Source organism: Halopelagius inordinatus (genome assembly GCF_900113245.1).
Taxonomy (GTDB): domain Archaea; phylum Halobacteriota; class Halobacteria; order Halobacteriales; family Haloferacaceae; genus Halopelagius; species Halopelagius inordinatus.
The window spans coordinates 935460-943443 of the sequence record NZ_FOOQ01000002.1 but is presented as its reverse complement, the minus strand read 5'-3'; the positions used below and the strand labels follow the sequence as shown (position 1 = coordinate 943443).

General features: G+C 65.0%; 6 protein-coding genes. 4 read left to right on the top strand and 2 right to left on the bottom strand.

From position 1 onward, the window contains the following. Positions 1–761, bottom strand: a 761-nt coding sequence (locus tag BM167_RS12690) for an FGGY family carbohydrate kinase (RefSeq protein WP_245781348.1), incomplete at its 3' end; no start/stop codon positions are given. Between the two features lie 474 nt (positions 762–1235). Between BM167_RS12690 and BM167_RS12685 the strand changes: the two genes are divergently transcribed. The 4 genes from BM167_RS12685 to BM167_RS12670 are packed head-to-tail and all read left to right on the top strand — an operon-like array spanning position 1236 to position 5266. Next, a complete protein-coding gene (locus BM167_RS12685) occupies positions 1236–2345 on the top strand; it encodes a FecCD family ABC transporter permease (protein WP_092893003.1) in 1110 nt (369 codons plus the stop codon). Between the two features lie 32 nt (positions 2346–2377). Further along, on the top strand, positions 2378–3187 hold the full coding sequence (locus BM167_RS12680) for an ABC transporter ATP-binding protein (RefSeq protein ID WP_245781359.1): 810 nt from the start codon (positions 2378–2380) through the stop codon (positions 3185–3187). Positions 3188–3244: 57 nt separating this feature from the next. Then, a complete protein-coding gene (locus tag BM167_RS12675) occupies positions 3245–4438 on the top strand; it encodes an ABC transporter substrate-binding protein (protein WP_092892999.1) in 1194 nt (397 codons plus the stop codon). A 36-nt stretch (positions 4439–4474) separates the two neighbouring features. After that, positions 4475–5266: a DUF7260 family protein gene (locus tag BM167_RS12670; protein WP_092892997.1), complete on the top strand. Its 792-nt coding sequence runs from the start codon at positions 4475–4477 to the stop codon at positions 5264–5266. A gap of 21 nt (positions 5267–5287) precedes the next feature. Here the strand turns inward: BM167_RS12670 and BM167_RS12665 are convergent, their stop codons facing one another. After that, entirely contained in the window at positions 5288–7900 is a 2613-nt protein-coding gene (locus tag BM167_RS12665; protein WP_092892995.1) for a heavy metal translocating P-type ATPase, read from the bottom strand. Positions 7901–7984: the final 84 nt, after the last annotated feature.

The window sequence follows — 7984 nt, the reverse complement described above, 5'->3', positions numbered from 1 at the left end:
AGTGCGCCCGCGACGGGTATCTCCTCGCCGAGGAAGCCGTCTTCGTCCGTGGTGCCGTAGTAGTTCTCGTCCGAGGAGGGACGAACTTCCGGAAGTGTCGCCTCGGGGACGTTGAACTCCTCTAAGAGTTCGTCGTCCCACTCCATCTCGTGGATGTTGAAAAGCATCGTCCGCGAGGCGTTGGTCACGTCGGTGATGTGCTCGCCGGTGAGTTTGTAGATGAGCCACGAGTCGATGGTGCCGAACATCAACTCGCCCTGTTCGGCCCTGTCGCGGACGTCGTCGGGGCGCATCCGCTGGAGCTTTATCTGGTCGGTGTTGTCGAGTAACCACTCTGCTTTCGTCGCCGAGAAGTACGCGTCGGGTTCGAGGCCGGTTTTCCCGCGGACCCACTCTTCTTTGCCCTCGTCTTGGAGCTTTTCGACGCGGTCTGTGGTGCGTCGGTCCTGCCAGACGATGGCGTTGTTGAGAGGACGACCGCTCTCTGTGTCCCAGATGAGGGTGGTCTCGCGTTGGTTCGTTATGCCGATGGCGTCTAACTGCTCGGAGCCGATGTCCGCCTTCGAGAGGGCGTCTCCGATGACCTCTTTCGTGTTCTCCCAGATCTCCTCGGGGTCGTGTTCGACCCATCCCGGTTCCGGGTAGATCTGCTCGTGCTTCTGGTACGCGTTCGCTACAACCTGACCGTCGTGGTCGAAGACCATGAACCGGGTTCCCGTCGTCCCCTGGTCGATGGCCCCGACGTATCGTTCTTCACTCATCGTTCTCGGTCCCGCGGCGCCACTTTACCTGTAACGCCGCACTACCAGTAACAATACAGGAAGATAATTATAAACCTTGCCATCAGTTCACGAACGCCGGACGGGCTCCGGTGGAGTGAAAGCGGTATGTGGGGTTCTGTTACGGCCGAACGGCCCTCCCACACCATCGTACGTGTAGTTGCTCGCGGAGGCGGCTTCTCCCGGTGACGTGTTTCTGAGTTGTAATTTACCCCGGTCGTTCGACTATTCTTTACTCGTTATCCTCGCGTCAGATTCACAACGTCCGCAGAGTCTGAGGCGTCGAATTCGTCGTCGAGGCTGGTGTTTGGGCCGTCTCTCCGATTCGAGCGCGGGAGAGACGTCGTCGTCGAAGGACGCCGCGGCGCGTTCGGTTCTCCCGAACGCACCGACAGCAGTCCGTCCCGGAAGAGTAACGCATATACGTATGGTTTAGGTAACCCTAAACAACGTCCGATGAGTGAATCTACGCGGGTGGGAATCTGGTCGAGGCTTCGTCGGGGCGTCGGATGGATCGACGGCTCGCTCGTCGGCCTCTGTATCGTCAGCGTCGTTATCGTCGTTCTCGGCGGTCTCGTACAGGTGAGCTTCGGAACCTACAGTATGACGCTCACCGAGGCGTGGCGGGCCGTGCTGAACCCGTCGATACTGCTGAACCCCGACGCGTGGTCGGCGTTCCTCTTCGGAACGGACCTCCCGGAGATGGGCAGAGAGAGCCTCATCGTCTGGAACATCCGACTGCCGCGCGTCCTCGTGGCCGTACTCGTCGGCGCGAATCTCTCGGTTTCGGGTGCCATCTTCCAAGCGGTCACCCGGAACGAACTGGCGAGTCCGTACATCCTCGGCGTCTCGTCGGGTGCCGGTCTCGCCATCCTCCTGACGCTCGTCGTCTTCAGCGGTCTCGCGCCGTTCCTCCCGCTTATCGCGGCGGGCGGCGGCGCACTCGCGTTCCTCCTCGTCTACATCATCGCGTGGAAGGGCGGGACGAGTCCGGTGCGTCTCGTCCTCGCGGGCGTCATCGTCGGAACGCTGTTTCAGTCGATGCAGACGGCGATGTTCTTTTTCGCCGACGACCTCGCCATCGTCCAAAGCGCCATCGCGTGGACCACTGGCTCTCTGACCGGCGTCGATTGGGAGCAGGTTCGTCTGGCGCTTCCCTCCACCGCCGTGGCTCTCTTCTTGTCCGTCGTCGCCGCGCGGCAGTTGAACGTCCTCCTCTTGGGCGAACAGACGGCGAAGTCGCTCGGGATGTCCGTCGAACGGACGCGGTTTCTCCTCTCCGGCGTCGCCATCCTCGCGGCGAGTGCCGCCATCGCCGTCGCCGGAATCGTCGGCTTCGTCGGCCTCATCGTGCCGCACCTCGTGCGGAACCTCGTCGGCAGCGACTACAAGAACCTCATCGTGGGCTGCGTCTTCGCCGGACCGGCGCTGATGGTGGTCGCGGACGTCGGCGCGAGACTCGCGATGGACCCGACGCAGTTGCCCGTGGGAATCGTCACGGGCCTCGTCGGCGGACCGTACTTCCTCTATCTCATGCGGAGACAGCAGAACCTGGGTGACATCTGATGAGCAAGGCAAACGACGCGACGGACCAGACGATGCAACGGACCACGAACGGCGACGAGACCGACAGCGCACTCGTCGGAGAGGACCTCGCTCTGTCCTACCCGACGAGCGACGGACCGGTCGTCGAGTGCGACCGAATCGACGTGCCGCGCGGCGAGATAACCGCGCTCGTCGGGCCGAACGGGAGCGGAAAGAGCACGCTCCTGAAAGCGCTCTCGAACCACCTCGACCCCGACACCGGCGTCGTCACCCTCGACGGGAAGCGCCTCCACGAGTTCGGGGACAAGGAGTTCGCCCGCGAACTGGGTATGCTCTCACAGGAGAACGAGTCGCCGGGGTCGCTGACGGTGGAGGACTTGGTCTACCACGGCCGATACCCCCACCGGAACTTCTTCCAACAGGTCTCCGAGGAGGACGAACGCGCCGTCGAACGCGCCCTCGACTTGGCGGGCGTCGACCACCTCCGCGACAGTCAGGTGGGGAACCTGAGCGGCGGCCAAAAGCAGTTGGCGTGGATAGCGATGGTTCTGGCCCAGGATACGGACGTGTTGCTTTTGGACGAACCGACGACGTACCTCGATTTGCACCACCAACTCCGCGTGATGGAGACGGTCCGGCAGTTGAACGAGGAACGCGACGTCACCGTCGCCGTCGTCCTCCACGACATCGCGCAGGCGGCCCGGTTTGCGGACTACCTCGTCGCCATGTGCGACGGCGAGGTGTACGACTGGGGACCGCCCTCCGAGGTGGTGACAGAAGAGTTACTCGCGGACGTGTTCAACGTGGACGCGGCCGTCTCGTACACGCCCGACCCCGAAATCGTCCCGAAACGGTCGCTCTGAGCGGATTTCCTCGACGCTTCGAAACACTCTTGTGTTTTTAGGCCAGCCTAAAATGTAATGACAGACGACGGCGCACCGCGTCGAACGCGGCGCAACGTGCTCAAGGTAGGCGGCGCACTGGCCGCGAGCGGGCTTCTCGCGGGTTGTACCGGCGGAGCCGAAGACGGTGGCACCCAGACCGACGGCGGGGCGACTGCCGCCGAGACGACGACGGCGGCGGGGACGGACGCCGAGACGGAAGCGACCGGGTCGTCTTCGTCGTACTCCGTCTCGATAGAACCCGTGGGCGAAGTCGAGTTCGACCGCCCGCCGGAGACGTGGGTCGCAAACAACGGCAGTTGGGCCGATATGGGGGTCGCTCTCGGCGTCGAACCCCCGAAGGGTGTTTGGATGACCTCGCGGTACCACACGCAGTACTACGACGAGATACCCGACGTCTCCGTCGACAAGAGCGACATGGTGTCGCTGTACCAAGACGGTGTCAGCAAGGAGGTGTTCTACGAACTCGACGGCGACGTGCACGTCATCGACCCGAACTTCCTGCTGAACCGGTTCAAGGGCTGGAAGCAGGCGGATATCGACGAAATATCCGAGAACGTCGCGCCGTTCTTCGGTAGCAGCATCTTCTCGACGGGGTACGAGTGGCACGAGGACTACGACTACTACACCCTCTACGAGGCGTTCGAGAAACTCGCGGCGGTGTTCCAGCGAACCGACCGCTACGAGGCGTTCGCCTCCCTCCACGAGGAGTTCCAGTCGAACCTCTCGGACGTCGTCCCCTCCTCTGAGTCCGACCGTCCGCAGGTGGCCGTCATGTGGGCCGCGGGCGACGAACCCGAGTCGTTCTCGCCGTACCTCGTCGGCGAGGGGACGAGTTTCAAGCAGTGGCGCGACCTGAACGTCCGCGACGCCCTCGCGGAGACGGACGTGAAAGACTTCCACGAGTCTCGCGGCTCTATCGACTACGAGACGCTCTTGGAGGTAGACCCCGACGTCGTCCTCTTCCGCGGGCAGGAAGCGAAGACGGCAGAAGAGTTCCAAGACACAGTCGTCTCGTTCATGCAGGACCACGACACCGCAAGTGCGCTGACGGCCGTCGAGAACGGCGACGTCTACCGCGGCGGACCGCTCTATCAGGGTCCCATCACGAACCTCGTGCTCACCGAACGCGCCGCAAAGCAGTTGTACGACGTCGAGGGCGAACTGTTCGACCGCGAACGCGTCGCCTCCATCGTGAACGGAGACGTCTGACCCCTCTCTCGGTAGCCCTCACCCCGACTCACGCCAATGCCCGACCCACTCGACCCCCTACTCTCCGCGCGACGCGACGCCCGCAACGAACACCGCGTGGTCTCGAAGCAACGGGACGCGTTCCGGCGGTTCAAGAGCCACGTCGAAGCCACGTCGGCGACGACCATCGAGGGGGCCTGTTCCGACGGGGGCGGCCCCGCCGGGTGGACGGCCACTCGGTCGTCGTCGGGCGACGCCTGTCGAACCGTCCGGCGGGCGTTCGCCGAGTTGGTGCAACCGCACGTCACAGAGAGCGACGACGAAAACCCCTCCGTCCACCAGACTATCGCCGCCGAGTTGACCGAGGAAGTCGCGGTCGCTCTCGCCGCGAAGGGCGGCGGAAACCAGTTCACGCCGCAACTGAAGCGGGCCATCCTCGACCACACCGCACAACGACTCGCGGAGAACACGGTGATGGTTCGCGTCCTCGAACGCGAGCGAACGTCGCTCGACGAGGCCGTAGACGACCTGAAGGCGGCCAGAGGGCGACTCCCGGCGACGGACGAGGCGACGCTCATCCTCGCCGACACCGACGACCTACTGGAGATGCGCGAGGAACTCGCGGCCGTCGAATCGCGCCTCGACGGCGTCGCCGAGAGGCGACAGGAGGTGCTTCGACACGTCTCCGCGACGGGACTGAAAGCCGGAATCCGCCACGACGCCGTCGTCGAGTATCTCTCTTCTGACCGCGCGGTCACCTATCCGGTGTTGTCCGTCGTCGGCCGACTCACGGCGCGGTGCGAAAAGAAACGAGACGCGGTCCACGACGCACTCAGAGACGACGACTGAGGCCGTCTCGACTCCCGGTCGTCAGTCCTCGCCGCGGAGGAAGCCGAGCAGTCTGTAGTCGTGGTCGGGCGTGTACCGCCGAAACAGCATGCTGTTCGTCAGCACCGATACGGACGAGAACGCCATCGCCGCCGCCGCCAACACGGGTTGGAGCAAGCCGAGAGAGGCCAGCGGAATCATCGCCGCGTTGTAGCCGAGCGCCCAAAACAGGTTCTGCTGTATCTTCGAGAGCGTTCCCTCGGAGACGCGGATGGCCTTCACCACGTCGCGGGGGTCGTCGCGCATCAGCGTCACGTCCGCCGCCTCGATGGCCACGTCGGTGCCGGAACCGATGGCGACGCCGACGAACGCCGCGGCGAGGGCGGGGGCGTCGTTGACGCCGTCGCCGACCATCATCGCTCGGCTACCGTCGGACTGTATCTCCTCTACGGCGTCCGCCTTGTCGTCGGGGAGGACGCCCGCGCGGACGTTCTCGGGGTCGATTCCGACCGATTCGGCGACGGCGCGGGCGGTTCGCTCGTTGTCGCCGGTTATCATCCGGACGTCGATACCGCGTTCGCGGAGAGCGGAGACGGCCGCCGCGGCGGACTCTTTGACGGTGTCGGCGTCGGCGACGACGCCGACGAGTTCGCCGTCCGCGGCGACGAGCATCGCCGTCTTCCCCTCGCCTTCGAGTCGGCGGAGTTCGTCCTCCGCGGGCGAGGGGTCTACGCCCTCGTCCGAGAGCAGTTTACGGTTGCCGACGAGGACGTCCCGCCCGTCGACGGTGGCCCGGACGCCGTGTCCGGGGACGTTCTCGAACGACTCGGGGTCCGTCACGTCGAGTCCCCGTTCGCGCGCGCCCTCGACGATGGCTTGCGCGAGGGGGTGTTCGCTTCCGCTCTCGGCCGACGCGGCGAGGCGCAGGACCGATTCTTCGGTCCGGTCGGGGCGTTCGCCGGTCAACTGTCCGCCGTCCGCGGCCGTTTCGCCTCCGTCGGTCCGAGAGTCCACGACGACCACGTCGGTCAGCGACATCTCGCCTTTGGTGAGGGTTCCGGTCTTGTCGAAGACGACGGTTTCGACGTCGCGGACTCGTTCGAGGATGTCGCCGCCCTTGAACAGGACGCCGTTTTGTGCGCCGATGGACGTGCCCACCATCGTCGCGGCGGGCGTCGCGAGTCCGAGAGCGCAGGGGCACGCGATGAGCACGGACGAGGCGAACACGAGGACGGCGAACTCGAAGTTCGAGACGGGGCCGCCCGCCGCGGCGGGGCCGCCGACCACCACGTCCCAGAGGGGCAGGCCGTTCACGAACGTCGCCAACGCCTCCGGGAAGGCGAACCAGACGCCGCCCCAGAACAACGCGTTCGCGATGACCGCGGGGACGAAGTACGCCGAGATGCGGTCGGCGAAGTTCTGAATCTCGGGCTGGCGCGACTGCGCTTCCTTGACCGTCTCGACTATCTGTTGGATGGCGGTGTCCGCGCCGACTTTCGTCGCCTCCACGACGAGGACGCCGTTTTGGTTGACGGTCGAACCGACGACTTCGTCGCCCTCGGATTTGGAGACGGGGACGGACTCGCCGGTCACCATCGACTCGTCCACCGCGGACTCGCCGGAGACGACGACGCCGTCCGTGGGTATCTTCTCGCCGGGACGGACCTTCAGGCGGTCGCCCACGTCCACGTCGTCGAGGGGAACTTCGCGCTCCGTTCCGTCATCCTCGACGAGAGTGGCCGTGTCCGCCTCCATCTCGAGCAGTTTTCGGAGGGCGTCGGAGGCCCGTCCCTTCGAACGCGCTTCGAGGTAGTTTCCGAGGGTGATGAACACCAAGATGAGCGCCGCGGTGTCGAAGTACAGGCCCGCGTTCGGGAGGACGCCCAACAGGGCCACGACGGAGTAGAGGTACGCAGTCGAGGACCCGAGGGCGATGAGCACGTCCATGTTCGCGGTGCGGTTCTTCACGAGGGCCTTGTAGGAGTTCTCGTAGAACTCGCGGCCGAGAACGACCTGTACGGGCGTCGCGAGGGCGAACGCGACCCATCCGAACGGCAGGTCGGTGCCCGGAACCGTCTCGGGGAGCACGCCCGGGGCGAACAGGTGGAAGACGAGCATCGCCAACAGCGGAACCGAGAGCGCCGCGCCGAACAGCGTCAGCCGTTTTTGCCGACGAATCTCGGCGTTTCGGGCGGCGTCTCGGGCGTCCTCTTCGTCGCCGTCTCCGCTCTCGTCCTCGCGGACCGGCGTGTATCCGGCCGACTCGACGGCGTCGTAGAGGTCCGTTCGCGACGCGTCCGCCGGGTTGTAGACGACGTTCGCCTCGTCGGTGGCGTAGTTCACGTCCGCGCGGACGACGCCCGGCGTCGACTCCAACGCCTCGCGGTTCGTCTCCGCGCAGTTCGCGCAGGTCATGTCGGAGATACCTATCGATGCTGTCGCTTCGACGGGGTCGTACCCCGCCGACTCGACGGCGTCGTAGATGTCCCCGAGAGAGACCCTCTCGGGGTCGTACGTCACGCTTCCCTCGTCGGTGGCGAAGTTGACGTTCGCCTCCTCGACGCCGTCGAGCGACCGAAGGGCCTCGCTAACGGTCTCTGAGCAGTTAGCGCAGGACATCCCTCGCACGTCGAGGTGGGCAGTTGTGGTACTCATCGCTTACCTAGTCGTACGCACCCGTTACTTACCTCGCTTTCCCCTTCGAATGTGTGGGTGGGTGGGGAGAGAAACCTTCGAATA

Bases quoted from the DNA above. Each gene is read 5' to 3' on its own strand.
- BM167_RS12665 (WP_092892995.1), bottom strand. From the start codon at position 7,900: ATGAGTACCACAACTGCCCACCTCGACGTGCGAGGGATGTCCTGCGCT.
- BM167_RS12670 (WP_092892997.1), top strand. From the start codon at position 4,475: ATGCCCGACCCACTCGACCCCCTACTCTCCGCGCGACGCGACGCCCGC.
- BM167_RS12675 (WP_092892999.1), top strand. From the start codon at position 3,245: ATGACAGACGACGGCGCACCGCGTCGAACGCGGCGCAACGTGCTCAAG.
- BM167_RS12680 (WP_245781359.1), top strand. From the start codon at position 2,378: ATGCAACGGACCACGAACGGCGACGAGACCGACAGCGCACTCGTCGGA.
- BM167_RS12685 (WP_092893003.1), top strand. From the start codon at position 1,236: ATGAGTGAATCTACGCGGGTGGGAATCTGGTCGAGGCTTCGTCGGGGC.